The organism is Campylobacter sp. CNRCH_2016_3089, assembly GCF_025772505.1.
Classification (GTDB): Bacteria; Campylobacterota; Campylobacteria; order Campylobacterales; family Campylobacteraceae; genus Campylobacter_D; species Campylobacter_D lari_D.
Window position 1 is genome coordinate 111,191 of sequence record NZ_JAKMSF010000006.1, and the last position, 26,964, is coordinate 138,154.

Consider the following 26,964-nt stretch of genomic DNA (forward strand, 5'->3'; position numbering starts at 1 on the left):
TTATGGCAAAATTAACCAATGTAATTTCACCTGAAAATATTTCTGCTCATGTAGTTGAGGGTTATCATTTTAAAGTTATGAGTGAAATGCCCTCTAGTGAAGAACAAAAACAAGAAGAAATTCAAACTATAAATCAAGTCTCTCCTGTCCAAAACACACAACAAGCAGTAGAAAATCAAACAATAGAAGCTACTCCACAAGCCCCACAACCACAAATTCAACCTGATTTTGTTGAAGATTTACTTAAAAAAACTGATGAAATGTCAGGAAATATCATTAAGTTGCAAATGCAGATAGAAAGCCAAGAGGCTGAATTTAACAATCGTTTAAACACAGAATTAGAACATGCAAAGGAAAAATTTACTAAAGAAGGTTATGAACAAGCACAAAAGAATTTTGAAAGTGAATTAGAAGCCTTGAAGGAAAAATACTTAAAAAGCGTAGAAAAGCTTGAAAATACAGTGCAAAATTTAAATGAGTTTTTATCTAAAAATGAAAAAGAATTAGCCGATACAGCTGTAATTATTGCAAAAGAAGTGATTGCAAAAGAGCTCGAGGAAAATTCATCACTTATAGCATTAAATTTAGCAAAAGAACTTATGAGTGAACTTAAAAATGCTACTAAGATAGAATTAAAGTTAAGTCCTGATGATTTTGAATATGTAAAAGCACACTTGCAAGAACAAAGCAATATTAAATTTAGTCTTGATGATGCGATTAATAAGGGAAGTATTTTAATATTAAGTGATGCGGGTAATATAGAGTCAAACCTTAACAATCGTTTGCAAAAAATCAAAAACATGGTTAATGAATGATAGATTTAAATAACTTAAATATTAAAAATATGCAAATTAAAGAACTGGAAAATTTAGCTAGTAATTTGCGTGAAGTTATCATAGATACAGTGAGTAAAAATGGTGGACATTTAAGTTCAAATTTAGGTGTAGTTGAGCTTAGTATAGGAATGCATTATGTTTTTGATGTGCGAAAAGATCCTTTTATTTTTGATGTTTCACACCAATCTTATCCACATAAGCTTTTAAGTGGTAAGATAGATAATTTTCATACTTTAAGACAATTTAATGGCTTGAGTGGATATACAAAGCCTGATGAGGGGGATTATTTTATAGCAGGACATTCAAGCACTTCTATATCTTTAGCAGTTGGAGCTTGTAAGGCTATAAGATTAAAAAAAGAAGATCGCTTACCTGTTGTATTAATAGGTGATGGAGCGTTAAGTGCAGGTATGGCTTATGAAGCTTTAAACGAGCTTGGTGATAGAGAATATCCTTGTGTGATTATTTTAAATGATAATGAAATGAGTATTTCAAGGCCAATTGGAGCTATTTCAAAATACCTTTCTCAAGCAATGGCAACGCAGTTTTATCAAAAGTTTAAAAAACGCATAGAAAATCTTTTAGAGTATTTTCCTCAAGGCGCATCTTATATGGCAAAGCGTTTCGAAGAGGGTTTAAGACTTATTACACCTGGACTCTTATTTGAAGAATTAGGACTTGAATATATAGGACCTATTGATGGACATAATTTAAATGAAGTTATAAATGCGCTAAATCAAGCTAAAGCTATGAATAAACCTTGTGTAGTGCATGCGCAAACTATCAAAGGCAAAGGTTATACATTAGCTGAAGGTAAAAATGCTAAATGGCATGGAGTAGGTGCTTTTGATAGAAGTAGCGGAGAGAGTTTAAAGGCTAATATGAACAAAAAAAGTGCGACAGAAATTTTTTCAAATACACTTTTAAATTTAGCTCAAAAATATGAAAATATAGTAGGTGTAACTGCTGCTATGCCAAGTGGAACTGGAATAGATAAGCTAATGGAAAAATATCCTGAGCGTTTTTGGGATGTAGCAATTGCAGAACAACATGCAGTTACTTCTATGGCAGCTATGGCTAAAGAAGGTTTTAAGCCTTTTATAGCGATTTATAGCACTTTTATGCAAAGAGCTTATGATCAAGTTATCCATGATTGTGCTATTATGAATTTAAATGTAGTTATTGCTATGGATAGAGCTGGCGTAGTAGGAGAAGATGGGGAAACTCATCAAGGTGCTTTTGATGTTAGTTTTTTAAGTGCTATACCAAATATTACTTTAGCGGCTCCAAGAGATGAGGCTATGATGGAAAAAATTATGGAGTATGCTTATTTTCATCAAGGTGTTTTTGCTTTTCGTTATCCTAGAGGTAATTTTTTATTAGATGAAAATTTTAATCCATGTGAGATAAAACTTGCAAAAGCTCAAATTTTATCTAAAGTGCAAAGCGATAAAGTATTTTTAGGTTTTGGTCAGGGTGTGGCTAAGGCAAAACTAGCTTTAGATAAACTTGGTTTAGATTATGCAAGCTTAATAGATTTGATTTTTGCAAAACCTTTAGATGAAGAGCTTTTAAAAGAATTGGCAAAAGATACAAAAACTTGGTTTGTTTTTTCAGATAGTGCTAAGATAGGTGGAGTGGGAAGCTTGATTGCAACTTTCTTGCAAAAAGAAAATCTTTATCATATAAAACTAGTAAGTTTTGAATTTGAAGATCAATTTATAACTCATGGTAAAACAAATGAAGTAGAAAAATTTCTAGAAATTGATGTTGAATCTTTGTGTAAAAAGATTAAAATTTATTAAAAGATAAAAAATATCCTTTAATATAATCATTTTTTTATAAAAAAAGCGTTATACTATATAAAAAATATCGGAGAATTAATAATGGAACTTATTCAATTGCTTAAAAATTGTGATTTAAAAGCTACTCCTCAAAGACTTTGTATTTTAAAAATTTTAAAACGCCATGAACATCCTAATATAGAATCTTTATACGAAAGCATTAAGGAAGAATATCCTTCTATTTCTTTAGCTACAGTGTATAAAAATTTAAATACTTTAAAAGAACAAGGTTTGGTTGTAGAAATCAACACTCCAAATCAAAAAACTTGTTATGATATTTATGAATATCCTCATATACATGTAATTTGTAGCAAATGCAATCATATAGAAGATGTATGTTATGAAGATAGTGGGATAAATAAATACCAAGAAGATCTTGAGAAAAAAATTGGCAATATCATTGATTATCTTGGCGTATTTGCTTATGTGAATGGTTGTAAAGCTTGTAAAAAATAAGATGGTTTGTGAAGTCCAAAGACGCTTTTTACTCAAAAATGATGACTTTATAAAAATTTTAAAAGAAGAAAAAATTATATATTCTAAGGATAAAATACGCGTTTTCTTTACGCGTATAAGTCCTTTTTGTGATGTTAAATATAAAAAATTTAATAAAAATTATTATCGATTTTCGCTTTATAAACTGCATGATATTTTAGATAAAAAAAATCATAAACTTTCTAAAAAAGAATTTAAACAGCAAAGTAAAAAACTTATAGGAAGTGTTATTAAGAAAACTAGAATTAGTTTTGAGATTAATAGTGCTCGATTTTTACTTTATAAGTTTAAAAATAATCTGCAAGATTTGGTCATTTTGAAAGTTGTTTTTCCTACTTTTGAAAAAGCAAAGCAATTTAATTTACCTCACTTTTTTAAAAGCTATAAAGAGATTTCAGATGATGAAAATTTCTACAGCAAAAATTTAGCATTATATGGAGATTTTTCTAAAATTTTTGATAGTGCTAGATGTATTAAAATTTTAGATAAGCAAGAAGATATTAGCTTACATTTTCCAAATCAAATTCAAAGTTTTGAAGCGGGTAAAATCTTACTTTTTGTACTTTTAAAAAGATTAAAAAATGACAGATTGAATTTTTTACAAAAATTAAATTTTGAAAGTTTTGAGCAATTTTTTGTAAGTCTTAGGCAAATATGCATTTTCTTTGAGCTTTTTAGCACTCTTTTTGAAAAGAGTATTCAAAATAAACTTCAAGATTATATTTTGAATTTGGAAAAACAAATTTGTAATGATAAAATTTGTAAATTTGAATTAGAAAAATATATTTTTATTTTAAGTGATGAAAAAATCAATGATATTTTTCTTGATATGGATTTTATTTTAAAGAATGATTGTAGTTTTTATCAAGGAGAGAAAAATCAAATTTTAAAGTCTTTAGTGGCTTTTAAACTAAGAAAAGAATTAGTTTTTTTAAAGAAAAAAATTGTAAAATCTCAAACAAATCATGAAGAAGAATTAGAAAGAATAAAATTTTTATTATGCTATTTTGCAACTATGTTTGAAGAAAAAAGTATTGAAAAACTAAAAAATTATTTTGAACATAATCATTTAGAACAAATTTCATATGATGAAAATACAATAAAACAAATTGAAAAAAGCATTAAAAAATTAAAAATATATAGTTAGGAAAAACATGCAAAAACAAGAAAAAATAGTCAAAATGTTTGATGATATAGCACCAACTTATGATAAGGCTAATAGAATTTTAAGTTTTGGAAGTGATGTGAGTTGGAGAAAAAAAGCTTGTTTAGATGTTTTTAAATTTTCTAACAATGAACTTGATATTATCGATGTGGCTTGTGGTACAGGCGATATGATTATAGAATGGCAAAATCAAGCCTTAAGGACAAATAAAAATATCATTAGTATAAAAGGGGTTGATCCAAGTGCGGGCATGCTTGAAGTGGCTAAGAAAAAAATTCCTGATGCGACTTTTGTGCAAGCAAAAGCACAAGAACTTCCACTTGAAAGTGAAAGTGCAAATATCATAAGTATAAGTTATGGCATACGCAATGTGGTAGATAGGAAAGAAGCTATAAAAGAATTTGCAAGAGTGTTGAAAAAGGATGGGATTTTACTTGTGCTTGAATTTACTAAAAGAGAGCAGGGTGGTTTTATAGCTGCTTGTAGAGATTTTTACTTAAAAAATATTTTACCAAAAGTGGGTGGATTTATCAGTAAAAATTATAGTGCTTATGAGTATTTACCAAATTCGATAGAAGATTTTTTAAGCAAAGAAGAATTTATTAAAGAATTGAGTGAGTATTTTGAAATGCTAGAGTATAAAAGCTTTAGTTTTGGTGTTTGTTCTATGTTTATTGCAAGAAAAAAATGAAAGTTTCAGAACTTAATTTAAAAGCTAAAAGTTTATTAGAATTTCATCTTGATGATATAGAGCTTAGTGGAGAAATTTCTAAAATTACCATTCATAGTTCAGGACATTGGTATTTTGACTTAAAAGATGAAAAATCAAGTATAGCTTGTGTGATGTTTAAAGGTTTTAATCAGTTTGTCCAAGCTAAACCTAAAGTTGGCGATATGCTTGAACTTAGAGGTTATGTAAGTTTATATGAAGCAAGTGGCAGGTATCAATTTATCGCCAAAAGTATGCAAAAAACAAGTCTTGGAGATTTAGAAGCTAAATTTTTAGCTCTAAAAGAAAAGCTTGAAAAAGAAGGTTTGTTTGATACAAATGTTAAAAAAAGCATTATTAAATTTCCTAAAAAAATAGGCATAGTTACTTCTTTTACTTCAGCTGCTTTGCAAGATATGTTAAAGCTAATTTCACAAAAAGAATACAATCTTTGCAAAATAACTATTTTTAATGCCCTTACCCAAGGACAAAGTGCCCCAAATTCTTTAATACATGCTTTAAAAAAAGCCAATGAGTATAATTTAGATGCGATTATTTTGGCAAGAGGTGGTGGAAGCAGAGAAGATTTGTTTTGTTTTAACGATGAAGAACTTGCAAGATGTATTTTTTCTTTAAAAACGCCTATTGTTTCTGCTATTGGACACGAGATTGATTATGTTATTAGTGATTTTGTAGCAGATTTAAGAGCACCAACTCCAAGTGCAGCTATTGATATGATTTTTCCAAATAAACTAAGCTTAGAACAAGGACTTGATGAGCTTGCTATGCGTTTTAAAAACCAAATGTTAAATCATCTTAAGTTTTATCAAAACAAAATCGATCACTTGCAAAATTTAGCCAAAGCTAAGTCTTTAGAAAATGCTTTTTTTCTTAGAAAACAAAAGCTTGATTTTTTACAAAGCCAACTAAAGAGTGTTTTAAATTTAAAATTATTAAATTATGAAAATAAGCTTGATAATTTTGAGGAACTTTTAACTCAGCATAAAAATTTCTTTGATAAAAGTAAAAATTTGATAAATTTACAAAAAGATGGCAAAAATATCTCTCTTGAAAAGCTAAAAAAAGGAGATATTATAAAGCTTTGCTCAATAAATGAGAGTAAAGAAGCTCAAATACTATAAAAAGGAGATAAAATGAGAGTGATGAATTTTAGTGCAGGTCCTTCAAACCTACCTGATGAGGTTTTAAAAGAAGCTAGGGAGCATTTGTTTGATTATCATGGTAAAGGCTTTTCTATTATGGAAGTTTCTCATCGTGGAAAGGTTTTTGAAGAAGTGCATTTTGAGGCTATTAAAATGGCAAAAGAACTTTATGGTGTAAATGATGATTATGAAGTGCTTTTAATGCAAGGTGGAGCTAGTTTGCAATTTGCTATGATACCTATGAATTTATATATGGGTGGAGTTTGTGAATTTGCTAATACGGGAGTTTGGACTAAAAAGGCTATTAAAGAAGCTGAAATTTTAGGAGTAAATACAAAAATAGTAGCAAGCTCTCAAGAAAGTGAGTTTGATCATATCCCACAATTTGAATTTAGTGATAATGCAGATTATGCTTATATATGCTCTAATAATACCATTTATGGAACTCAATATAAAAGCTATCCAAAGACTAAAAGTCCTTTGATAATTGATGCTTCTAGTGATTTTTTCTCTAAAAAGATAGATTTTTCTAATATTGCTATGCTTTTTGGTGGGGTGCAAAAAAATGCAGGAATTTCAGGGCTTGCTTGTGCTTTTGTGCGTAAAGATATGATAGAGCGTAGTAAAAACAAAAATATACCTAGTATGTTAAAATATAGTGTTTATGCTGAAAATAATTCTTTATTTAATACTCCAGCAACCTTTGCTATATATATGTTCAATCTTGAAATGAAATGGCTTTTAAATCAAGGTGGATTAGACAAAATCAATGAGCAAAATATACAAAAAGCCAAAATTTTATACGATGTGATTGATGAGAGTAATGGTTTTTATAAAGGTCATGCCAAAAAAGAGGATAGATCATTAATGAATGTTAGTTTTAATATAGCTTATGATAAAAACTTAGAGCCAGTTTTTGTAAAAGAAGCTGAAGAAAATGGTATGATAGGTCTTAAAGGGCATAAAATTTTAGGTGGAATTCGTGCTAGTATTTATAATTCTATCAGCATTGAAAAGGTTCAAAAGTTAAGTGAATTTATGAAAGCTTTTGCAAAAAAACATGCTTGATTTTTGGTGATTTTCACCAAAAATCATTTGTATAGTAAAAACTTTACTCTTTAATATTTATCAGCATTTTCCTAAGCCACTATTGTATTTTTTTTCAAGAAAATCTTTGAAAAATTCTTTTCTACTTTTACAAGGTGCTTTAGGATGTTTTTCTCTCATATGTTCAAGATATTTATCATAACTTGCAACTCCAACCAAGGGATGAAAAAACCTTTCGGATTTTTCATACCATAATTTAAGTTTTTTTATCATGTTTTTTCCTTTTTTAATGCTATATAAGGGCTTTCTTTTAAAGGAATGTTTAATTTTTTGATAAAAATTCCAAAACAAGAAAGTATAACAAGCAAAGTGGTAATCATGAAAAACACACATAAAATTGCATTTATTAAATTGGAATTTTTAGCTTGAGATGCTAATTTTATATCTTTTTTGATTTGCTCGATTATTGCTTCATCTTGTGTTTGAGAAAGTTTTAAATTAAATTCTTGTATTTTTTGCGTATTTATTTGTACAGCAGCAACATGACTTATAGCATTATGGATTGGATCTCCTTCTTTGTAAGGAAGAATTTTTTGAATACCTCCATAAAGTGTTGCGATTAAAACAAAACAAGCAGGTATGAGAGTAATCCAAGTATATCTTGCTTTCCCCATTTTAAATAAAATCGCACTTGCTAAAAGCAATGCCATGCCAGCAAGCATTTGATTACTCACTCCAAAAAGTGGCCATAATGAGTAAATTCCACCTTTTGGATCTATCGCTCCTTGATAGAGAAAATACCCCCATCCACCAACACTTAAAGCTGTTGCAAAAATTCCTGCTAAGGTATTATTGATATTTCCTAAAGGTTTATAAACATTACCCAATATATCTTGAGCCATAAATCTACAAGCTCTTGTCCCAGCATCAACTGCAGTTAAAATAAACAAGGCTTCAAATAAAATAGCAAAGTGATACCAAAAGCCCATTAAATTCACTCCACCAAATAATTCATGTAAAATTAAAGCAACACCTACAGCAAATGTTGGTGCCCCACCAGTTCTTGATAATATGCTTTGTTCGCCTATATTTGTAGTTAAAGTAGTGATTTCTTCAGGAGTTATTTTAAAACCCCAGCTAGAAATAGTGGCAGCTGCATTTGCAACATCTACACCTATAGTAGCAGCAGGCGCATTGATGGCAAAGTAAAGACCAGGGTGTAAAATACAAGCACAAATTAAAGCCATGATAGCCACAGCACTTTCCATAAGCATGGAGCCATATCCAACAGCTAATGCATGAGTTTCATTTTCAAGCATTTTAGGAGTTGTGCCACTTGAAATTAATGCATGAAAACCACTAATAGCTCCGCATGCAATGGTAATAAATAAAAATGGAAAAATTGCTCCAGCAAATACAGGCCCACTTCCATCTAAATATTGAGAATTAATTTTTGGCATTTGAAGATCAGGTGCTACAAATACAATAGCTAAAGCCATAACCACAATAACACCGATTTTTAAAAAAGTTGATAAATAATCTCTTGGAGCAAGTAAAAACCAAACAGGTAAAATTGCAGCTATAAAACCATAAGCCATCATAATAAGTGCTAAAGTTGGTGCATCAAAGGTAAATATTTTCACCCAATAAGGATCAGCAGCTATTTCACTTCCATAATGTATGGCTAATATGAGCAATATAAAACCTATAATAGAAGCTTCACCAACCCTACCAGGTCTTAAAAATCTCATATAAATTCCCATAAAAACAGCAATAGGAATGGTCATTGCGATGGTAAATAATCCCCATGGAGATTCTGCTAAAGCTTTTACAACAACCATAGCTAAAATCGCAATAATTATAAGCATAATTCCAAATATAGCAATCATTGCTATTGCGCCGATAAATTGTCCTAATTCATCTTTTATCATCTCTCCTAAAGATTTTCCATTACGACGCGTAGATATAAATAAAACTACAAAATCATGTACCGCACCTGCTAAAACACCGCCTATTAATATCCAAAGCATAGAGGGTAAATAACCCATTTGTGCAGCAAGTATAGGACCTACCAAAGGACCAGCTCCTGCGATAGCGGCAAAATGATGTCCAAAAAGCACAATTTTATTTGTAGGGACAAAATCACATCCGTCATTTTTAACTACAGCAGGAGTTGCTCTGTTTTTATCTAGCTCTAATACCTTATAGGCAATATATCTACCATAAAATCTATACCCTATGATATAAATACATAAAGCAGCAATAACAAGATAAATCGCTGAAATACTTTCGCCATTTTGGAGTGCTAATATGCCAAAACAAACAGCACCGACAATGGCAACAAAAAACCATAATATTTTGTTAGTAATATTCATTTAATTCCTTTGCTTTAGTGAATTTATTTAGTGTATCGTAGAATTATATTTTATTGCTATATAGGATAAATAAAAAATTAATATATTACAAAATGTAACATATTTCTTAGTCAATTAAATTAATTTTATTGACTAAGAATTTGAAATTATTTAGATTTAAAACTTAGTGTCGCTGTCAATTGTAGAGTATCGCCATATCTGTCTAGATTGTATGGTAATTTGATGTTTGCAGCTATTATTTGTAAACCATCTTTTGGTTTTGTGAGTGTGATTGTTGCTATACCTTTTTCATTTGTTGCTATGTTGTCGATATCATCATTTTGATCTTCAAATTCAACTCCTTTTACGGGTTTTCCATCTAGTAAAACTTGGAGTTTTAATTTATCTCCTTCATGTAGTGTTAAAGGATTTTGTAAAGGAACTATTTCAAATTTTAATCCTAATGGTTTTTTTGAACCTTCATCCCAAGAAAAAATACTTTTTCCCATTTTGAAAATTTTTCTTGTTTGAGTGACTTCATTTGCACCAGTAATATCTGTAATATCAGATCTTTTTTGTGCATAATGTTTTCCATCTTTTGTAAATGTGTAATATCCAAAATCATAATTAACACTTGCAACAGCAGGTTTTCCCTCAATAAATATTTTGTTATTTTCGTAGTCATAGCCAGCTTTTAAATTTTTTCCTTGAGAATCTTTTGCACTTATACCAAAAACCCTATCAGGTTGATATTGTCCCCAGTGATCATCAGCCCAAAAACCTACTTCATATCCATTGCTAGTTTGCATAGGAAAGAATTGATGAGCTAAAGTAGAACTTGCTATAAAAAAACTCAAAAACACCATTTTTGAAAATTTCATTTTTTCTCCTTTAAAATAATTTTGATAATCATTATATATATTTTTATTTATATAAAACTTAAGGATGTATTTTAATTTTTCCTTTATAAAAAAGAAAAATATTTTAATTTTTCTTATGTTAAAATCATAAATTTATTTTTAAATATTTAGGAAAAGTTATGAATGATACTATTAATATAATTGGTGCTAAAGAGAATAATCTTAAAAATATCAACCTAGAAATTCCTAAAAATAAGCTTATAGTTTTTACAGGACTTAGTGGAAGTGGTAAATCCACCTTGGCTTTTGGCACGCTTTATGCAGAAGGACAACGCCGCTATATTGAGAGTTTAAGTGCTTATGCAAGGCAGTTTTTAGATAAAGTGGGTAAGCCAAATGTTGATAAAATAGAAGGTTTAACTCCTGCTATTGCTATTGATCAAAAAACAACTTCTAAAAATCCTCGATCAACCGTTGGAACTATTACTGAAATTTATGATTATCTAAGACTTTTATACGCAAGGATTGGCTCACAACATTGTCATCAATGTGGCCAAAAAATCTCATCTATGAGTGCAGCAGATATCGTAGGTGAAATCTTAAAGCTTCCAAAAGGGGCAAAAATCATCATTTATGCTCCTTTGATCAAAGAAAAGAAGGGAGCTTTTGCAGATCTTTTGGAAAATTTAGTCGCAAAAGGTTATGTTAGAGCGCAAATTGATGGGGTTTTAACGCGTCTTGATGAGGATATTGAGCTTGCTAAAACTAAAAAACATACAATAAAGCTTGTGATAGATAGACTCCAAGTGCAAGATGATATGTTGGCAAGACTTGCAAGCGATATAGAAAAAGGTCTTAGTGAGAGCTTTGGTGAAGTGGAAATTGAAGTTTTAAATAATGAAGAATTAAACATAGCAAAACATTTTCATTATAGTGAGCATAATGCTTGTTTTGATTGTAAAATTTCCTTTCCTTTGCTTGAGCCTTTGAGTTTTTCTTTTAATTCTCCAAAAGGTGCTTGTCCAAGTTGTGATGGTCTTGGTATAAGATACACACTTGATATGAAAAAACTTATCAATGAAGAATTAAGCTTAGAAGCAGGAGCTGTAAAGCTATTATATGGGTTTAATAAAAGTTATTATTATAAGTTTTTAATGGCCTTTTGTGAGCAAAATGATATCAGGGTAAAAATTCCATATAATGAGTTAAGTGAAGAAGAAAAGCGTCTGGTGCTTTATGGTAATGCCAAGGAAATTAACTTTTTATGGAAAAGACATCGCTTAAATCGCAAATTTGAAGGCGCGGTTAAATATGCTTATGAAATGCTAAAAGATGAAAAAGATTTAAGCGAGTATATGAGCGAAAAAACTTGCAAAGATTGCAATGGTCATCGTTTAAGAGCTGAGAGTTTAGCTGTAAAAGTAGCTGAGAAAAATTTGGGTGAAATTTTAGATATGAGCATAGAAAATACTACTGCATTTTTTTCAAAAGAAGCTAATTTTGCATATTTGAGTGAGCAAGAAAGATTGATAGCTAAGCCTATTTTTAAAGAAATTAATGAAAGATTGTTTTTTCTTTATGATGTAGGACTTGGGTATTTATCCTTAGGGCGTGATGCAAGAACAATTAGTGGAGGTGAAGCTCAAAGAATTCGTATAGCATCTCAAATTGGTAGTGGTTTAAGTGGGGTGATGTATGTTTTAGATGAGCCTAGTATTGGTTTGCATGAGCGAGATACAGCAAAACTCATTAAAACTTTAAGAAATCTTCAGCAAAAGGGTAATACTTTAATCGTGGTTGAGCATGATAAAATGACAATAGAAGAAGCAGATTTTATCGTAGATATTGGTCCAAATGCTGGTAAATTTGGTGGTGAAGTTGTATTTAGTGGAACTTATAAAGAATTATTAAAAAGTAAAAGCCAAACTGCCCTTTATATGAGTGGTAAAAAGCAAATTGCCCATCAAAAACACAGAGAACAAAAAGATTTTATTAGTTTAAAAGATGTGAGTATTAATAATATTCAAAATTTAAGTGTAGATTTTCCATTGCATAATTTAGTAGCAATTACAGGTGTTTCAGGAAGTGGTAAAAGCTCGCTAATCTTGCAAACTTTGCTTCCATTTGCAAAAGAAGAGCTTAACCGTGCTAAAAAAGTTAAAAAACTAAGTGGGGCTAAGATAGAAGGTTTGGAAAAACTTGATAAGGTAATTTATCTTGATCAAAGTCCTATAGGAAGGACTCCTCGTTCAAATCCCGCTACTTATACAGGTGCTATGGATGAAATTCGTAATCTTTTTGCAGCTACCAAAGAAGCTAAAATGCGAGGTTATAAAGCAGGGCGTTTTTCTTTTAATGTTAAAGGTGGAAGATGTGAAAAGTGTAGTGGCGATGGTGAGATTAAAATCGAAATGCACTTTTTGCCTGATGTGATGGTAACTTGTGATGTTTGTAATGGTAAAAGATATAATGATGCAACTTTAGAGATTAAATATAAAGGTAAAAGCATAGCTGATGTTTTAAATATGAGTATTATTGAAGCAAGCGAGTTTTTTACTTCTGTGCCAAAGATAAAACAAAAGCTTGATACTTTGGTAAAAGTTGGGCTTGATTATCTTACCTTAGGACAAAATGCAACTACTTTAAGTGGCGGGGAGGCTCAGCGTATTAAGCTAGCTAAAGAATTAAGCAGAAGCGATACAGGAAAAACTCTTTATATTTTAGATGAACCTACAACAGGACTTCATTTTGAAGATGTTAATAAACTTATTGTAGTTTTGCAACATTTAGTTGATCTTGGAAATAGTGTGTTTGTGATAGAGCATAATTTAGATGTGATTAAAAATGCTGATTATATCATCGATATGGGACCTGAAGGTGGAGTTAAAGGTGGTAAGGTTATAGCTAAAGGTAGCGTTGAAGAGCTTGCTAAAAATCATAAAAAAAGTGGTTCTTATACAGGGTATTATCTAAATTTAGAGCTAAAAAGCATAAAAAAATAAATTGGTTGAAGTTATTCTTCAACCATAAATTTCACCTTTTTTATATTCATAAATACTTTGCATATCTTTATCTCCTCTTCCTGAAAGATTTACAACTATCACACTTTTTTTCTTTAAAGTCGGACAAAGTTTTTCTAAATAAGCTAATGCATGTGAGCTTTCAATAGCGGGTATAATACCTTCTTCTTTGCATAATAATTTTAAAGCATTGATGCACTCATCATCGCTAATAGCATGATAACTTGCTCTTTTACTTTCTTGCAAATATGCGTGCAAAGGCCCTATGCCAGGGTAATCAAGCCCAGCAGAAATACTAAAAGTATGAGCAATATTGCCTTTATCATCTTGTAAAACTTTAGTTTTCATACCATGGATAATACCTTCTTCGCCTTTAGTAAGTGTGGCTGCATGATAAGGTGTATCTTTTCCTAAACCTGCTGCTTCAACACCTATGAGCTTAACTTTTTCATCTTTTAAAAATGCATGAAAAATTCCAGCAGCATTGCTACCACCTCCAGCTGCTGCTATGATGTAATCAACTTTTTTATTTAATTTTCTAAGTTGCATTTTGCATTCTTTACCTATAATACTTTGAAAATGCGTAACAATTTGTGGATAAGGATAAGGCCCCACTGCACTTCCTACTACATAAAATACTTCTTTGGTATTTTTAACCCAAAACTTTAAAGCCTCATCTACCGCATCACTTAAAGTTTTACTTCCACTTTCTACCGCATGAACTTTTGCTCCTAAAAGCTCCATTTTATAGACATTTAAGGCTTGCCTTTTTACATCAATAGCCCCCATAAATATCTCACATTCAAGTCCCAAAAGTGCTGCTGCAGTAGCTGTTGCAAGCCCATGTTGTCCTGCTCCGGTTTCTGCAATAATTTTTTTCTTATTCATTTTCTTTGCCATTAAGGCTTGAGCTATGGCATTGTTGATCTTATGAGCTCCTGTGTGAGTTAAGTCTTCTCTTTTTAAATAAATTTCATGATTATAAAGCTTGCTTAAATTTTTAGCATGGTATAAAGGCGTAGGTCTTCCCACATAATTAGCTAAGAGTTCTTTTAATTCTGTGTTAAAATCTTTATCTTTTTTGAGTTTTAAAAAAGCTTTTTCTACTTCATCTAATGCTATTTTTACTTCATTTGGCACAAATTGCCCACCAAATTTTCCGTAATATTTTTTCATAGTATTTCCTTAAAATGATTAACAATATAAAATCAAAAATGATCAACTAAAACTAAAAATGTAAAATAAAAAATGATTGAAAATGTAGTAGTAGGCTTAACGCCAAGAAAAAGAAGCTTTGTTAAATGAGTATTCTAAATTTAGTTTAGAAAATTTTTTCCTTTCCATAGTTTTTCCTTTTAAAAAATTGCCAAATGACTTTACATTCTAAGATAATTATTATTAAAAATTCTTTAAAATGATAGTTTATAAAATAAATACTAAGAAAATTTGCAATGTTTGATTTTTTATATAATGATATAAGCTATATAGGGCTTTTTGTAGTATGTTTTCTCTCTAGCACACTTTTGCCTATGGCAAGTGAAGCTTTTGTACTTGCTTTTGTGAAATTAGATTTTAATGCTTATATGGTTTTATTTGTAGCAAGTTTGGGAAATACTTTGGGTAGTTTAAGTACTTATGCGTTAGCTTATTTTGGAGAGAGTCAAATTTTAGAAAAATATTTTAAAGACTCTTTGCGTAAATTAGAAAAAATCAATGCAAACTTTAAAAAATTTGGCTCTTTGTATGCTTTTTTTACTTTTTTACCCATAGTGGGAGATCTTTTTGCGCTAGGGCTTGGATTTGCCAAGTATTCTTTTTTAAAAGCAAGTATTTTTATAGCCTTGGGTAAATTAAGTCGTTATGCTTTTGTAATTTTCATAGCAAATTCCATTTAAAAGTCTTGATTTTAAAAGATTTAAAAGTCTAGCATTATCAATATCTTTTAAAACTTTTATAGTGTTTTTTAATTCATGATTTTTCATAGGCATTTTTGCATCTTTAAAACACCTTATCGTGCTTCCTCTAGCAAAAGTACTATCACAAATGACATTTACTAAATACTCATCAAAATTTGCTAAATTAGGATCAAGCATATAAGCAATAGTTAATGCATCGTGTATCCATGTGCCATTTGTGCCTCTTGTTTTGCTTGCATAATCAATCCAAACTCTTAAAGTCTGTACTAAAAAATCACAAAGAGGATTTTGATTTTCTAAAGCATTTAAATCTTCATGTGTGAGCATAGTTTGCATTGTTGCATTATAAGGAACAAGTGTGATTTTAGCTCTTGAGTTTAAAACTATACTAGCAGCTTCAGGATCAAAGCCAAAATTTGTATCTTTGATATGATAAGGCATATCAAAACTTCCACCCATGATAAAAATTTCTTTTACATTTTTATCAAAATCTTTAAAAAGTTTCATAGCTATGGCTATATTTGTTAAAGGTCCTATAGCGCAAATTGAAATTTCACCTGGGTTTTGCATAATAAGCTCACCCATTTTCATACAAGCATTTGGGTTTATGTTTTCTAGGATTTTTATAGGTTTTATATGATCCCAAAGATGAGTAAGCTTAAACTCTTCTACGCCTTTATCTAGTCTTTGTCTCCAAAAATGACTATCTTCACATAAAGCTTCATGAGCACCTAAATACAAAGGTATATCTAGATTAAGCTTATTTAATAAATCTTTAGCAACACTATAAGCGGTTAAAGCTTGCACATTACCGCTTAAAGTGCTAATCATTTCAAGTTTGATTTCTTTGGAGGCTAAAATAAGTCCAAGGGCTAAACCATCATCAGTATTAGCCCCTGCTATTCCATTGCCTATATCAGTATCTAAAATAAGGCGTATCATATCGCATCTTCTATTAAATTTAAATCCCTGCCTCTAGTTTCTGGTGCAAAGAAAGTTGTGATAAAACCAATTCCTGCAGTGATAACAAAATACAAGGCTATTGGCCACCAAGTGCCATAATAAGCAAGCAAAGCTGAAGCTATCATAGGAGCGGTTCCTCCTGAAAGTATAGAGCCAAATTCTTTTGCTAGTGCCATTTTGGTATAGCGATTTTTTGCTCCAAAAAGCTCCACACCCCACGCAGCTTGTACGCCAAAAATTCCTAAAGATGCCAAAGACATACCTACGATGATAGTTAAAATTACAATAATTTCATTTTTACTATCAAGTAGCATAAAAGCAGGGAAAGCATAAAGCATTAAAAGCAAGCAAAAGGTTCTATAAGTAATACGCCTTCCAAATTTATCACTTAAATATCCTGCTAAAGGTATAACTAAAAATCCCACCAAAGAAGCGATAACAACAGCAGTTGTGGCTACTGATTTATCAAGAAGTAAAATTTTAGTTACATAACCTACTATAAAGCCTTGTGCAAGATAAGATGGTCCATTTTCTCCTATTCTTATGCCCACCATAGTCCAAAATGCACGACTTTTCTGCCAAAAAGTTCTTTCATCTTTTTTCATATGTGCTTCATTTTCATGACGAATTTTTAGCATTAATTCTTTTTGTTTTTCAAAAACAGGAGTTTCTTTTACATTTAAACGCATATAAACAGCAAAAAGTGCTATAAAAATACTTCCTATAAAAGGAATTCTCCATCCCCATTCTTTAAAACTAGCATCATCCATACTTGTAACTAAAAGCCACACGAAAGCTGCAAGTAAGGTTCCGCTGTTTGATCCAAGTGCTATAACAGAAGAGATTAAACCTCTATGTTTGCTAGGAGCATATTCTCCAAGCATGACAGTCCCACCTGAAAGCTCAGCACCTGCTCCAAAGCCTTGCATAAAACGCAAAATAACCAAACATATAGGAGCCCAAATTCCAATTACTGCATAACTTGGTATAAAACCAATTAAAGTAGTTGAAATACCCATTAATGCAATGGTGCTCATTAATACATTTTTTCTTCCGTATTTATCTCCTAAATATCCAAAAAATAAAGCTCCAATAGGTCTAGCAATAAAACCTATACCATAAGTAACAAAACTAAGCAATAATGCTATAACAGGAGTTTGTTCAGGAAAGAAAACTTCTGAAAAAACAGTAGCTGCAGCTAAGCCATAAAGTGCAAAATCTGCATATTCCATGGCAGTTCCTAGCCAGCATGAAAACACAGCCTTTTTAAATGCCTTTTTTCCTTGTGGAGTTTGAAAATTTTCATCCGCGATTGATTTTGTTTGCAAGATTAAACCTTTGTTTTAAATTTAAAATATAATTGTAACTAAAATGCTTAAAATGGAAATTTAATACTTTTTACCGACTTTTAAATAATTTTGGGCGATAATTATTATTATTTTTTAATATAGGAAAAAAATGAAAACTTTAACAATAATTGATACTTTTGGCTTTTTCTTTAGACTTTTTTATGCTTTAAAGGGTTTGAAAAATTCAAAAGGTGAGCCTAGTAATATGATTAGTGGTTTTGCTAATTTTATTTATAGTTTAAAAAATGAACATCCTAGTGATATGATTATTTTTGCTCTTGATAGTAAAGGAAAAACTTTTAGAAGTGAAATTGATCCAAATTATAAAATCAACCGCACTCCACCTCCGCCTGATTTATTAGCTCAAATTCCAATTTGCATTCAAATGATAGAAAAAATGGGTTTTTCAAGTTTTTCTTGCGAAGGATATGAGGCTGATGATATCATCGCATCTTTAGTTAAAGAGTGTGAAAGTAAGGATATTTTTATAAGAATTATCACTCAAGATAAAGATTTATATCAACTTATAAAAGATGATAAAGTTAGTATTTATAGCCCTATTTCAAAAAATGATTATAATGAAGCAGGGTGTTTGGAAAAATATGGGGTAAAACCTAGCCAAATAAGAGATTTTTTAGCTCTATGTGGAGATAGTTCAGATAATATCCCAGGGGTAAAAGGAATTGGTGCTAAGGGTGCTAAGAATTTACTTGATGAGTTTGAAAGTATTGAGGGAATTTATGAAAACTTAACACTAGTGCGTAATGAGAGAAGTCGTAATTTGTTGCTTGAAGGCAAAGAAAATGCCTTTTTAAGCAAAAAACTTGCTTCTTTGTATGAAAATTTAGATGTAAAAGATATGCTTTTAAATTGTGAGTATCCAAAAGATGAGCCTTTGCTTAAGATTATGGATATTTTAGAGCATTATGAATTAAATGCTTTGTTAAAAAAACTACGCACTAATCCTACTAATAAAGATAAAAATTTAGGATTTAATGCAAGATTAATTTTAGATGAGAAAGAATTATTTGAAATTTTAGAAAAAATTGATGATCAAAGCATTGTTGCTTTTGACACCGAAACTACGGGCTTGGATACTAAAGAAGCTAAGATAGTAGGGTTTAGTTTTTGTTTTCATGAAAGTGAAGCCTTTTATGTGCCACTTGCACATGATTATTTAGGAGTTTGTAAGCAAATTTCTATGCAAGTAGCTAAAAAGGGTATAGAAAAAATATATCAAAGCACGGTTATAGGCCATAATCTTAAATATGACTTTGAAATCATAAAAAATAATTTTAATTTACTTCCTCCAAAAAACTATGCTGATACTATGATACTTGCATGGCTTAAAGAGCCAAGTTTGCGTGTAAATATGGATGATTTGGCAAAAAGATTGTTTGCTTATGAGACTTTACATTTTGAAGACTTGGTAAAAAAAGGAGAAAACTTTGCAGGAGTGGATGTAGAAAAAGCTTGTAAATATGCTGCTGAAGATGCTTATATTACTTTAAGATTTTATTTGTATTTTTTAAAAAATTTAGAAAAGCCTTTATTTGAACTTGCACAAAAAAGTGAGTTTGAATTTATCAAAGTGCTTATTATGATGGAAAATAATGGCATTAAACTTGACACTCGAAAGCTTGAAAACTTAATGCAAAGTTTTAATCAAGATATTAAAATACTAAGTGAAAAAATATATGATTTAGCGGGTGAAAAATTTAATATTAACTCTCCTAAACAAGTAGGGGATATTTTATTTGAAAAATTAAAATTACCAAGTGGTAAAAAAGGTAAGACAGGTTATTCTACTGATGAAAAGGTTTTAAATGCTATTTTAGATGAACATTTGATTGTAAAAGAAATTTTAGCTTATAGAGAGCTTGCAAAATTAGTTTCTACTTATTGTGAACCTTTGTTAAAATTAGCTAAAAAAGATGAAAATTCAAGAATTTATTCAAGTTTTTTGCAAACAGGAACAGCTACTGGACGCCTTTCATCAAAAGATCCAAATTTGCAAAATATCCCTGCACATGGTCAATATGCTAAGGATTATAAATCTTGCTTTATTGCAAAAGAAGGATTTAGTTTTATCTCACTTGATTATTCACAAATTGAGCTTAGAATGCTAGCACATTTTAGTGAAGATGAGAAATTATTAGAAGCGTTTTCAAACGATGAGGATATTCATGCAAAAACTGCTATTATGATTTTTGGCCATAGTGATTATGAGACAAGAAGTATTGCTAAAAGTATAAATTTTGGTCTTATTTATGGTATGGGTTATAAGACTTTGAGCCAAAATTTAAAAATAGAAGCGAAGTTAGCTAAAGAATATATTGAAAAATATTTTGAGAATTTTACTAGTATTAAAACTTATTTTGAAAAAGTAAAAAATGAAGCTAAGCAAAATGGCTTTATAAGTACTTTACTAGGTCGTAAGCGTTATTTTGATTTTGAAAATGCAAAGCCTATGCAAATTGCAATGCATGAAAGAGAGAGTATTAACTCTATACTTCAAGGTTCAGCTGCCGATATAATAAAATTGGCAATGATAGAAATAAGTAGAAATTTGGATGAAAACAAACGCTTAATTTTACAAATTCATGATGAGCTTATTTTTGAAGTAAAAGATGAACTTTGTGAGGATTTTGCAAAAAAAGCTAGTGATATTATGGAAAATATTGTAAAATTAAAAGTTAAATTAAAAACTTCATCAAGTATTGCCAAAAATTGGGGTATATTAAAATAAGGAGAATGTTTAATGGATCTTTCAACCATACTTGGGATGGTATTAGCTGTTGTTAGTATTTCTGTAGGGGATATTTTAGAGGGTGGTAACCCTTTGCATGTTTTACACTTAGCGTCTTTTATTATCGTGGTGCCTACAGCAGCTTTTTGCGCAATGACTTCTACACATAAAAAAATTGTTAAAGGTGCATATAAGGAATTAAAGGTAGTTTTTAAAGGTTCGGGAGTAAATTTAAGTCAAAGAATAGCTGAGCTTGTAGAATACTCTGTTATAGCAAGAAGAGATGGACTTTTGGCTTTAGAGTCAAAAACTAATGAAATTGACAATGAGTTCTTAAAAGAAGCTATGATGATGATGGTAGATGGTAAGAGCGTAGAAGAAATTAAAGAAAGTATGGAAATTCAAGTAGAAGAAATGGAAGAATATTATAAAGAATGTGCAGAATATTGGATACGCTTTGGTGAAACTTGTCCTACTATGGGGCTTGTTGGTGCTGTTTTTGGATTGATTTTGGCACTTAAACTACTCGATGATCCACAGGCTATGGCAGCGGGTATTTCAGGAGCTTTTACAGCAACTGTTACGGGAATTTTTGGAGCTTATGCTTTATTTGGGCCTTGGGGTAATAAAATGAAAGCTAATTCACATGATTTAATTAAGGAAAGAATAGTTATTTCTCACGCTATTGTAAGCATTGCAGAAGGAGCTAATCCAAGAGATTTGGAGGCAAAGTTATTTAACTATTTAAGTCATGATGAGCCTAGAATTTCTCAATTTGATAAATAAGAGTTAAAAATGGGAAAAAAACATAAATGTCCAGAATGTCCAGCAGGTGAAAAATGGGCAGTGCCTTATGCGGACTTTTTAAGTTTGCTTTTGGCGCTTTTTATTGCTCTTTGGGCGATTTCTGAAAGTAATCCTGCAAAAACTGAAGCTTTGAAAACTGAATTTGTTAAAATTTTTGAATTCACTGCTTCTAGTCCTTTAGAAAAAGAAAGTGAAGTGCATAATAAATATAGCGCACCTTCAAATGCAAATGTAGAAGAGCTTGAAAAACTTAAGAAATTAAGTATTACTCAACAAGAAAATATAGAAAAATTAAAAGCAGCATTAGATCAAAGAGAAAATAATATAGTTTTAAATTTACCAGCTAGAGTTGAATTTGCTAGAGGTAGTATTCAGATTGATTCTGCTGATGTACAAGATTTTTTAAAGCGTATTAGTGAAGTGCTTAAGAAAATGCCAAAACAAGCTCAAATAGAACTTAGAGGTTATACTGATGCAAGCGATCGGGATCCTAAGAGAAATTTTGATTTAGCTAGTAAAAGATCTCAAGTTGTAGCTGATTATTTAATAGCTAAAGGAATCGATCCAACTCAACTTATAGTTGTAAGTTTTGGTGATAATTATCCTTTAAGTGCAAATAAAGAAGATGAAATAAATAATAGGGTAGAGTTTTATATTCGTGTAGATTCTTCAGACAATCAAGTTAGAAAGTCAGTATTAGATCAAATAGAAACTTTTAATAACAAATAAGCTTTATAAACTTATTTGTTATTTTCTCCGCCAAAACGAAGCAATGCTGAACCCCAAGTAAATCCACCACCAAAAGCATCAAGCAATATTAGTGAGCCTTGTTTTAAACGACCTTGTTCATAAGCATCATTCATTGCCATAGGTATTGAGGCTGCTGAAGTATTGCCGTATTTTTGCACTGTAACCACGCATTGTTCATCTGCAAAATTTAATTTTTCTTGCACGGCTTTAATAATTCTTAAATTAGCCTGATGAGGTATAAAAAGATCAATTTCTTCACTTTTTATATTATTTTTTGCAAGAATATCAATAACATCATTACTTAGAGTATTTACTGCAATTTTAAATACTTCGTTTCCTTTCATTTGCATAGAAAGAGGAGAGCAAATGCTACTTTTTTGAGATCTTTGAGTTATTAATAAATCTCCAAACTCCCCATCACTTGCTGTATGGGTATCTATAATCGGATAATTATCATCTAAAGATACAATTCCAGCACCAGCTCCATCGCCAAATAAAACACAAATACTTCTATCTGTATAGTCTATAATAGAGCTAATTTTTTCAGCTCCAATAATTAAAACATTTTTCTTTGTTTTGCTTTCAACCATAGATTTAGCAAGTTCTAAAAGATAAATAAACCCTGAACATGCTGCAGAAATGTCAAAAGCAGTGATGTCTTTTAATCCAAGATTATGAGCAATTTTACATGCAGTTGATGGCATAGTAAAGCAATCAGGACTTAAAGTAGCAACAATAATAGCATCTATGTCTTGAGGTTTTAAATTCGCTCTTTGTATAGCTTTGATAGCTGCTTTAGTACCAAGATCGCTCGTGTTTTCATCATCATTTGCTATGCGTCTTTGCTCTATTCCTGTTCTTCTTAATATCCACTCATCACTAGTTTGCACCATAGATTCTAATTCTTTATTGTTAAGTATTTTTTCGGGAATGTAAGAAGCTATACTTTTTAATGAAGCTTTAGTTGATTTCATAATTGGCAAGTTCTTTTTCTATAGTTTGATTTATATTTGATTGTGTAAAATTTAATGCTTGAAAAATAGCATTTTTAATAGCTTTTGGACCGCTTTTACCATGACTTATAATGACACATTCTTTCACACCTAGAAGTGGGGCCCCGCCATATTCTTCATAATCAATGTGGGTTTTTAATTCATTAAAAGCAGGTTTTGCTAAAAGATAGCCAAGTTTTGATAAAAAAGATTTTTGAATTTCTTGTTTTAAAAGTTTTGTAATAACACTTGCTACGCCTTCGCCGGTTTTAAGTAAGATATTTCCATTAAAACCATCGCATACTAATACATCTATCGTGCCATTAAATATATCTCTTCCCTCAGCATTTCCGACAAAATTTGGAAGTTGCTTTAAAAGTTGATGGGTTTCTTTAGTAAGCTCATTTCCTTTGCATTCTTCTTCACCATTTGAAAGCAAAGCAACTCTAGGCTTAGCAATTTTTAAAATTTCTTTAGCATAGGCTTCACCCATAATGGCAAATTGAAACAAATGTTCACTTTTGCAATCAACATTTGCACCAACATCTAGCACTAATGTTCTTGAATGGATATTTGGCATTAAAGTGGCTATTGCAGGTCTAGCGATATTGGCTAATCTTCCAAGTCTTAAAGTAGCCAAACTCATAGTAGCTCCACTATGTCCAGCTGACACAACAGCTTTTGCTTTTTGATTTCTTACTAAATCTATGGCTTTGTAGATTGTACTATCTTTTCGTTTTAATGCATCTGTAGAATTTTCTTCCATAGCAAATACATCAAAAGCCTCTTCATATTCTATATATGAGTTTAATTCTTGAGGGATTAAGGTTTTAAGCTTTTGAGGATCTCCTACTAAGATGGCTTTAAATTTTCGCTCTTTTAGAGCTTGAATTACACCTTCTATAATAGGCTTTTCCCCAAAATCACCACCCATTGCATCAATAGCAATGCTCGTCATTGTTCTTAATATTCCTTAGTTACAGGATTTACACGATGAGGCATTTTGTAGCTACCATCTTTATCCTTAATAGGCATAGGTAGGGTAACTTTGTAATGAGTTCTGCGTTTTGCTGCGCGAGTTTTGCTCACTCTTCTCTTAGGTACTGCCATTTTTTACTCCTTTATTAATTTAAACATTTATTACAATAAAAATAATCACTTAAGTAAGATTGTAATTCACTTGTAGCAAGCTCTATTAAGTCAATATGAGAGTCAAAAAACTCCATAGTATCACTTAAAGTATTATTTTCATCTTTAAAAATTCCATCGCTTGCAAAAAGCTCTATATTTTGATCGATTTCAAGTTCCATTTCATCACCACATCGATCGCAATTTCTATAAGTAAATCCTTTAAAATTAGCTGTTATTTTAGCTAATTTTGGATTAACTTTTGTAATAGTTCCTTCAAAAACTATATTATCAAGATCTAGTTTAAAAGGATAAGCTACAGAGCTAAGTTTTGCAAAGGCAATTTTCATTATAAAATTTCAGTTTTTGAAAAGAAAAATTCTATTTCAATTTTTGCATTTTCCAAGCTATCGCTTCCATGAACCGCGTTTGCATCAATACTATCTGCAAAATCTGCTCTGATAGTACCAGGAGCCGCTTCTTTTGGATTTGTAGCACCCATTAATTCTCTGTTTTTTAACACAGCATTTTCGCCTTCTAAAACAGAAACCACAACTGGACCACTGATCATAAATTCAACTAAGTCTTTAAAAAATGGTCTATCTTTGTGTACAGCATAAAATTCTTGTGCTTCTTTTTCTGAAAGCTGTATTTTTTTTGTAGCCGCTATTCTTAGACCATTGCTTTCAAAGCGTGTTAAAATTTGACCAATAACGCCTTTTTTTACTGCATCAGGTTTAATAATAGAAAGTGTTTTTTCCAAAATCGTCCCCTTAATTTAGAATAAGTTTTATATTTATAAAAGAGCTAATTATATCAAAAAATGCTTTAAAATTATATAAAAATTGTAATTTTGAGTTATAAAATGAAGAAGCTACAAGCATCTTAAATACTAGAAAGATGCTTGTATTGGGTATTAATTAAGCAAATACTGGAGTTGAGCCATCTCTTAAATCGCTTCCGATATTATCACGACTTGGTTGACCACTAACTACATCGCTCCATACAATACAGCCATCAGTTGGACATGCACTTGCACATGCTGGCTGATCATTATGTCCTACACATTCAACACATTTATCAGCATAAACATAATATCTATCTTCGCCCTCAGGGTTATTTGCATCATCTACGATTGCACTTACTGGGCATTCATCTATACAAGAACCACATGCTATACAAATATCAGTAATTTTAACTGCCATTTTTTACTCCTTAAATATTAAAAGTTTAATATAAGATTATCAAAATTGTCTTAATTTTATTCTTAAAATCTTTTAATTTTGATAATAAAATTAATTTACATACAAATTTACACAATTAATAAATTTTTAAATTTACAAATGATATTATTTTGTTACAAATAAAATTTATTAATTAGGAGATAAACGATGATAGTAACTAAAAAAGCTATTGATTTTACAGCACCTGCTGTATTAGGTAATAATGAAATAGTTGGAGATTTTAATCTTTATAAAAATATAGGACCAAAAGGTGCAGTAGTATTTTTCTATCCAAAAGATTTTACTTTTGTTTGCCCTTCTGAAATTATTGCTTTTGATAAAAGATATCAAGATTTTAAAGATAGAGGTATTGAAGTAATTGGTGTATCTTGCGATAACGAATTCTCTCACTTTGCTTGGAAAAATATGCCTGTAAATCAAGGTGGTATAGGTCAAGTTAAATTTCCTTTAGTAGCTGACTTAACAAAACAAATTGCTAGAAATTTTGATGTTTTATTTGAAGAAGCAGTTGCTTTAAGAGGTTCTTTCTTGCTTGATGCTGATGGAACAATCCGCCATGCAGTTATAAATGACTTACCACTTGGAAGAAACATTGATGAAATGATTAGAATGGTTGATACTATGCTATTTACTAATGAACATGGTGAAGTTTGCCCAGCTGGTTGGAATAAAGGCGATGAAGGTATGAAGGCTGACCCTAAAGGTGTTGCTGATTATCTAAGTAAAAACGAAAATAAATTATAATTTTTTAAGCTGAAAGTTATTCTTTCAGCTTAGTATAAATTGTGTTATAAAGTTACAATACTCTCAAAATATACTGATTAATATACATTTTTGATAAATGCTTTTAAAATATTATAACTAGGACATCATGTAATAAATAATTTACTTTTTATTTTATATATTTATTATTTTGTTGTCATTTTATTGTATTAATAGCATGATAATCGTTGTATAAAAATTTACTACAAAATTTTAAGGAGCTGTTATGGTTTTTTCATTTTCTAAGAGCTTATCTTCAAAGCTTATATGGATAATGTGTGTAGGTGTAGTTTCTATTGTAATACTGATTAATTTAGTCAGTTATTTTAATTCAAAAAATAGTACTTTTGATTTACTAACAGAAATGCAAATAAACAATATGATGGATACAAATGCTCTGTATGATTTTTATGGAACAACTAAAAGATTAGCTATAGAATCTTTAGCAGAACAATTTTCTAGTAATTTAAATATGCCTTCAGAACAAATTATGCAAAATCTCAAACTAGCCGCAAAAACTTCTGGTTTTGAGCTAGTTTATGTTGGTTTTGAAGATAGTGGCAAAAATTATCAATCAGATGGTCAAGTACTTGATTTATCAAAGGGTTATGATACTAAAAATAGAGGTTGGTATAAAGAAGCTAAAGCAGCTGGAAAATTTATAACAACTGATCCATATAAATCTGTAACAACAGGAGAAATAGGAATTACTTATGCCATTCCTGTTTATGCTAATGGAAAACTCTTGGCAGTAGTTGGAGGTGATTATAATTTACATACTTTTTCTAAAGATGTTTTAGCTATAGGGCAT

26 protein-coding genes are annotated in these 26,964 nt (G+C 30.5%); 14 read left to right on the forward strand and 12 right to left on the reverse strand.

The window, feature by feature from the left end:
- Positions 1-2: 2 nt before the first annotated feature.
- The 7 genes from fliH to serC all read left to right on the forward strand — a co-directional run bounded on the left by fliH (position 3) and on the right by serC (position 7,280).
- The gene (gene fliH / locus L8W69_RS05590; RefSeq protein ID WP_263666622.1) at positions 3-815 is read left to right on the forward strand and encodes a flagellar assembly protein FliH; all 813 of its coding nucleotides are present in this window, start codon (positions 3-5) and stop codon (positions 813-815) included.
- Positions 812-2,641 (forward strand): 1-deoxy-D-xylulose-5-phosphate synthase, encoded by a 1,830-nt coding sequence (gene dxs, locus L8W69_RS05595; RefSeq protein ID WP_263666623.1) that lies wholly within the window; start codon positions 812-814, stop codon positions 2,639-2,641. Before fliH ends, dxs begins: the two co-directional genes overlap by 4 nt.
- An 81-nt stretch (positions 2,642-2,722) precedes the next feature.
- Entirely contained in the window at positions 2,723-3,136 is a 414-nt protein-coding gene (perR, locus tag L8W69_RS05600; RefSeq protein ID WP_133319550.1) for a peroxide-responsive transcriptional repressor PerR, read from the forward strand.
- Between the two features lies 1 nt (position 3,137).
- Positions 3,138-4,322: a hypothetical protein gene (locus L8W69_RS05605; RefSeq protein WP_263664594.1), complete on the forward strand. Its 1,185-nt coding sequence runs from the start codon at positions 3,138-3,140 to the stop codon at positions 4,320-4,322.
- A gap of 7 nt (positions 4,323-4,329) precedes the next feature.
- A complete protein-coding gene (ubiE, locus tag L8W69_RS05610; RefSeq protein WP_133319552.1) occupies positions 4,330-5,031 on the forward strand; it encodes a bifunctional demethylmenaquinone methyltransferase/2-methoxy-6-polyprenyl-1,4-benzoquinol methylase UbiE in 702 nt (233 codons plus the stop codon).
- On the forward strand, positions 5,028-6,191 hold the full coding sequence (gene xseA / locus L8W69_RS05615; protein ID WP_263666624.1) for an exodeoxyribonuclease VII large subunit: 1,164 nt from the start codon (positions 5,028-5,030) through the stop codon (positions 6,189-6,191). Before ubiE ends, xseA begins: the two co-directional genes overlap by 4 nt.
- Before the next feature lie 12 nt (positions 6,192-6,203).
- Positions 6,204-7,280 (forward strand): phosphoserine transaminase, encoded by a 1,077-nt coding sequence (gene serC / locus L8W69_RS05620; RefSeq protein WP_263666625.1) that lies wholly within the window; start codon positions 6,204-6,206, stop codon positions 7,278-7,280.
- A 60-nt stretch (positions 7,281-7,340) separates the two neighbouring features.
- Here the strand turns inward: serC and kcuS are convergent, their stop codons facing one another.
- The 3 genes from kcuS to L8W69_RS05635 form a co-directional block, all read right to left on the reverse strand.
- On the reverse strand, positions 7,341-7,532 hold the full coding sequence (kcuS, locus tag L8W69_RS05625; RefSeq protein ID WP_133319555.1) for a KCU-star family selenoprotein: 192 nt from the start codon (positions 7,530-7,532) through the stop codon (positions 7,341-7,343).
- Positions 7,529-9,634 (reverse strand): carbon starvation CstA family protein, encoded by a 2,106-nt coding sequence (locus L8W69_RS05630; RefSeq protein WP_263666626.1) that lies wholly within the window; start codon positions 9,632-9,634, stop codon positions 7,529-7,531. Before L8W69_RS05630 ends, kcuS begins: the two co-directional genes overlap by 4 nt.
- A 146-nt stretch (positions 9,635-9,780) precedes the next feature.
- Positions 9,781-10,494: a DUF4198 domain-containing protein gene (locus L8W69_RS05635; RefSeq protein WP_263666628.1), complete on the reverse strand. Its 714-nt coding sequence runs from the start codon at positions 10,492-10,494 to the stop codon at positions 9,781-9,783.
- Positions 10,495-10,652: 158 nt separating this feature from the next.
- Between L8W69_RS05635 and uvrA the strand changes: the two genes are divergently transcribed.
- Positions 10,653-13,475, forward strand: a complete 2,823-nt coding sequence (gene uvrA / locus L8W69_RS05640; protein ID WP_220566598.1) for an excinuclease ABC subunit UvrA — start codon at positions 10,653-10,655, stop codon at positions 13,473-13,475.
- Positions 13,476-13,493: 18 nt separating this feature from the next.
- Here the strand turns inward: uvrA and trpB are convergent, their stop codons facing one another.
- Positions 13,494-14,669, reverse strand: a complete 1,176-nt coding sequence (trpB, locus tag L8W69_RS05645) for a tryptophan synthase subunit beta (protein WP_263661469.1) — start codon at positions 14,667-14,669, stop codon at positions 13,494-13,496.
- 275 nt (positions 14,670-14,944) lie between these two features.
- On the opposite strand from trpB, the gene L8W69_RS05650 reads away from it, so the two are divergent.
- Positions 14,945-15,388 (forward strand): YqaA family protein, encoded by a 444-nt coding sequence (locus L8W69_RS05650; protein ID WP_263666629.1) that lies wholly within the window; start codon positions 14,945-14,947, stop codon positions 15,386-15,388.
- Here L8W69_RS05650 and L8W69_RS05655 read toward each other — a convergent pair.
- Together L8W69_RS05655 and L8W69_RS05660 are read right to left on the reverse strand one after the other, a co-directional pair.
- Complete coding sequence (locus L8W69_RS05655; RefSeq protein WP_263666640.1) at positions 15,344-16,348, reverse strand: nucleoside hydrolase; 1,005 nt, start codon at positions 16,346-16,348, stop codon at positions 15,344-15,346. The two genes, L8W69_RS05650 and L8W69_RS05655, sit on opposite strands and share 45 nt — an antisense overlap.
- Positions 16,348-17,700 carry an MFS transporter gene (locus L8W69_RS05660; protein ID WP_243705651.1) on the reverse strand — a complete coding sequence of 451 codons (1,353 nt, stop codon included), beginning with the start codon at positions 17,698-17,700 and terminating at the stop codon, positions 16,348-16,350. The genes L8W69_RS05655 and L8W69_RS05660 overlap by 1 nt, the downstream gene beginning before the upstream one ends.
- A 130-nt stretch (positions 17,701-17,830) precedes the next feature.
- Here L8W69_RS05660 and polA point away from each other — a divergent pair, with 130 nt between their 5' ends.
- Genes polA through motB form a run of 3 tightly spaced genes read left to right on the forward strand, consistent with a single transcriptional unit; the run spans position 17,831 to position 22,006 of the window.
- The gene (gene polA / locus L8W69_RS05665) at positions 17,831-20,470 is read left to right on the forward strand and encodes a DNA polymerase I (RefSeq protein ID WP_263666631.1); all 2,640 of its coding nucleotides are present in this window, start codon (positions 17,831-17,833) and stop codon (positions 20,468-20,470) included.
- Between the two features lie 12 nt (positions 20,471-20,482).
- On the forward strand, positions 20,483-21,256 hold the full coding sequence (gene motA, locus L8W69_RS05670) for a flagellar motor stator protein MotA (protein WP_133319563.1): 774 nt from the start codon (positions 20,483-20,485) through the stop codon (positions 21,254-21,256).
- Positions 21,257-21,265: 9 nt separating this feature from the next.
- Entirely contained in the window at positions 21,266-22,006 is a 741-nt protein-coding gene (gene motB, locus L8W69_RS05675; protein WP_263666632.1) for a flagellar motor protein MotB, read from the forward strand.
- 11 nt (positions 22,007-22,017) lie between these two features.
- Here motB and L8W69_RS05680 read toward each other — a convergent pair whose 3' ends face one another.
- The 6 genes from L8W69_RS05680 to L8W69_RS05705 all read right to left on the reverse strand — a co-directional run bounded on the left by L8W69_RS05680 (position 22,018) and on the right by L8W69_RS05705 (position 25,352).
- Positions 22,018-23,001, reverse strand: coding sequence for a beta-ketoacyl-ACP synthase III (locus L8W69_RS05680; RefSeq protein ID WP_263666634.1), 984 nt, complete (start codon positions 22,999-23,001; stop codon positions 22,018-22,020).
- Positions 22,988-23,977 (reverse strand): phosphate acyltransferase PlsX, encoded by a 990-nt coding sequence (plsX, locus tag L8W69_RS05685; RefSeq protein WP_220566604.1) that lies wholly within the window; start codon positions 23,975-23,977, stop codon positions 22,988-22,990. The genes L8W69_RS05680 and plsX overlap by 14 nt, the downstream gene beginning before the upstream one ends.
- 5 nt (positions 23,978-23,982) lie before the next feature.
- Positions 23,983-24,129 (reverse strand): 50S ribosomal protein L32, encoded by a 147-nt coding sequence (rpmF, locus tag L8W69_RS05690; protein WP_012662034.1) that lies wholly within the window; start codon positions 24,127-24,129, stop codon positions 23,983-23,985.
- 14 nt (positions 24,130-24,143) lie between these two features.
- Positions 24,144-24,497: a hypothetical protein gene (locus L8W69_RS05695; RefSeq protein ID WP_087699608.1), complete on the reverse strand. Its 354-nt coding sequence runs from the start codon at positions 24,495-24,497 to the stop codon at positions 24,144-24,146.
- Entirely contained in the window at positions 24,497-24,910 is a 414-nt protein-coding gene (ndk, locus tag L8W69_RS05700) for a nucleoside-diphosphate kinase (protein WP_039642239.1), read from the reverse strand. The genes L8W69_RS05695 and ndk overlap by 1 nt, the downstream gene beginning before the upstream one ends.
- A gap of 157 nt (positions 24,911-25,067) precedes the next feature.
- On the reverse strand, positions 25,068-25,352 hold the full coding sequence (locus L8W69_RS05705; RefSeq protein ID WP_039619165.1) for a ferredoxin, 4Fe-4S: 285 nt from the start codon (positions 25,350-25,352) through the stop codon (positions 25,068-25,070).
- Positions 25,353-25,538: 186 nt separating this feature from the next.
- On the opposite strand from L8W69_RS05705, the gene L8W69_RS05710 reads away from it, so the two are divergent.
- Together L8W69_RS05710 and L8W69_RS05715 are read left to right on the forward strand one after the other, a co-directional pair.
- Positions 25,539-26,135 (forward strand): peroxiredoxin, encoded by a 597-nt coding sequence (locus tag L8W69_RS05710; RefSeq protein ID WP_133319569.1) that lies wholly within the window; start codon positions 25,539-25,541, stop codon positions 26,133-26,135.
- Between the two features lie 244 nt (positions 26,136-26,379).
- Positions 26,380-26,964, forward strand: a 585-nt coding sequence (locus tag L8W69_RS05715) for a cache domain-containing protein (protein WP_263662797.1), incomplete at its 3' end; no start/stop codon positions are given.

Bases quoted from the DNA above. Each gene is read 5' to 3' on its own strand.
- fliH (WP_263666622.1), top strand. From the start codon at position 3: ATGGCAAAATTAACCAATGTAATTTCACCTGAAAATATTTCTGCTCAT.
- dxs (WP_263666623.1), top strand. From the start codon at position 812: ATGATAGATTTAAATAACTTAAATATTAAAAATATGCAAATTAAAGAA.
- perR (WP_133319550.1), top strand. From the start codon at position 2,723: ATGGAACTTATTCAATTGCTTAAAAATTGTGATTTAAAAGCTACTCCT.
- L8W69_RS05605 (WP_263664594.1), top strand. From the start codon at position 3,138: ATGGTTTGTGAAGTCCAAAGACGCTTTTTACTCAAAAATGATGACTTT.
- ubiE (WP_133319552.1), top strand. From the start codon at position 4,330: ATGCAAAAACAAGAAAAAATAGTCAAAATGTTTGATGATATAGCACCA.
- xseA (WP_263666624.1), top strand. From the start codon at position 5,028: ATGAAAGTTTCAGAACTTAATTTAAAAGCTAAAAGTTTATTAGAATTT.
- serC (WP_263666625.1), top strand. From the start codon at position 6,204: ATGAGAGTGATGAATTTTAGTGCAGGTCCTTCAAACCTACCTGATGAG.
- kcuS (WP_133319555.1), bottom strand. From the start codon at position 7,532: ATGATAAAAAAACTTAAATTATGGTATGAAAAATCCGAAAGGTTTTTT.
- L8W69_RS05630 (WP_263666626.1), bottom strand. From the start codon at position 9,634: ATGAATATTACTAACAAAATATTATGGTTTTTTGTTGCCATTGTCGGT.
- L8W69_RS05635 (WP_263666628.1), bottom strand. From the start codon at position 10,494: ATGAAATTTTCAAAAATGGTGTTTTTGAGTTTTTTTATAGCAAGTTCT.
- uvrA (WP_220566598.1), top strand. From the start codon at position 10,653: ATGAATGATACTATTAATATAATTGGTGCTAAAGAGAATAATCTTAAA.
- trpB (WP_263661469.1), bottom strand. From the start codon at position 14,669: ATGAAAAAATATTACGGAAAATTTGGTGGGCAATTTGTGCCAAATGAA.
- L8W69_RS05650 (WP_263666629.1), top strand. From the start codon at position 14,945: ATGTTTGATTTTTTATATAATGATATAAGCTATATAGGGCTTTTTGTA.
- polA (WP_263666631.1), top strand. From the start codon at position 17,831: ATGAAAACTTTAACAATAATTGATACTTTTGGCTTTTTCTTTAGACTT.
- motA (WP_133319563.1), top strand. From the start codon at position 20,483: ATGGATCTTTCAACCATACTTGGGATGGTATTAGCTGTTGTTAGTATT.
- motB (WP_263666632.1), top strand. From the start codon at position 21,266: ATGGGAAAAAAACATAAATGTCCAGAATGTCCAGCAGGTGAAAAATGG.
- L8W69_RS05680 (WP_263666634.1), bottom strand. From the start codon at position 23,001: ATGAAATCAACTAAAGCTTCATTAAAAAGTATAGCTTCTTACATTCCC.
- plsX (WP_220566604.1), bottom strand. From the start codon at position 23,977: ATGACGAGCATTGCTATTGATGCAATGGGTGGTGATTTTGGGGAAAAG.
- rpmF (WP_012662034.1), bottom strand. From the start codon at position 24,129: ATGGCAGTACCTAAGAGAAGAGTGAGCAAAACTCGCGCAGCAAAACGC.
- L8W69_RS05695 (WP_087699608.1), bottom strand. From the start codon at position 24,497: ATGAAAATTGCCTTTGCAAAACTTAGCTCTGTAGCTTATCCTTTTAAA.
- L8W69_RS05705 (WP_039619165.1), bottom strand. From the start codon at position 25,352: ATGGCAGTTAAAATTACTGATATTTGTATAGCATGTGGTTCTTGTATA.
- L8W69_RS05710 (WP_133319569.1), top strand. From the start codon at position 25,539: ATGATAGTAACTAAAAAAGCTATTGATTTTACAGCACCTGCTGTATTA.